Raw genomic sequence first — 1,070 nt, forward strand, 5'->3', positions numbered from 1 at the left:
CACCCCACCCCACCCCACCCCACCCCACCCCACCCCACCCCACCTGATTGAAGGATTCGATGCTCAGCTCCGCCCTGACTAAGCAGCGCTTGGACCCACCTCAGAGCCCCAATGCCGCTCTGCTTTCGACTCTGGGTAGTAGAGGTGCAGAACGTTTCAGAGATGTAGAACATCGCGATCAAGTCTGTGCTATCGATCAGGCGGGCAGGCTCTCCGTCTGTCGGCTGTAGCACTGGTGCCGAATCTCGCGAAGCGACTTCGGATCGGACACGACGATCTCTGGGACGACGGCCAGGCGGTCAGCCATCTTGCCGTCGGTAAGACCGGGGTGCAGTTGGTAGAGCGCGTCGTCGATCTGCCAGGCGAGCTTCGCGCTATCCAAGGCGCCGACAGCTTTGTTCACTGGGGGGTGGGACAGGGCCAGTAGTTCCCCCATGTCCAGCTGACTCAAGTTCACGGTGCCGAAGTCGGGGTCGAACCTGGCGAGGAACAGGTGTAGAAGCCGATGAGCACTGGCAGTCAGGTAGACCAACGAGAGCACTTCGAACGTCTCCCGGCTAAGGACAACCGGAGCTGACGGAAGTGGGGCGATGTACGCCATGGTGCTGGTCCTTCCTGATCTTGGAGCTGTGATGGCAGGCACTCGGGGCGGGGATGGGGGTCAGAGAGCGGCAGAGCGCCCTGGCTGGGCCTTCTGGCCGGGCACACGCTTCATCGGCACCGCGTTCTCACCCACTGCCGCTTGCCTCGCCTTCTTCGCCGCGTCCTTGGCCGCGGCGCCGATCTCACGCCACTCCGCCGGGTGATCGGGGCCCGGCAGCAGGAAGGTGTCGCCCACGGTGCCCAGCCACTCCCGCTGGACCCTCTCATGATCCGCCGAACCGATAGCCACCCTCAGGAAGGGATTCAGCTGGAGCAGACCACGTCCTGCTGGACGACGAGTGGTGCTGGTCAAAGCTCTGATCCCGGCGAGCAGGGCCGAACCGCTATCACCGGTGTTATGCCGAACGCCCGACACCGCCGATCCCGGAGGAACGGTTACCCCCCCCACCCCCAGCCCGACGGCCCAA

The 1,070-nt window shown here is 64.4% G+C and carries 1 protein-coding gene and 1 pseudogene; both read right to left on the minus strand.

Features of this window, described 5'->3' with window-relative positions:
* Positions 1-196: 196 nt before the first annotated feature.
* Positions 197-601, minus strand: coding sequence for a hypothetical protein (locus tag ACWEO5_RS38520; protein WP_452166713.1), 405 nt, complete (start codon positions 599-601; stop codon positions 197-199).
* A 60-nt stretch (positions 602-661) separates the two neighbouring features.
* Positions 662-1,070: pseudogene (locus ACWEO5_RS38525) on the minus strand (hypothetical protein); the annotation flags it as partial.

The sequence above is a fragment of the Kitasatospora sp. NPDC004272 genome, assembly GCF_053603035.1.

Excerpts from the sequence above, each read along its gene's own strand:
- ACWEO5_RS38520 (WP_452166713.1), bottom strand. The coding sequence starts at position 601 with ATGGCGTACATCGCCCCACTTCCGTCAGCTCCGGTTGTCCTTAGCCGG.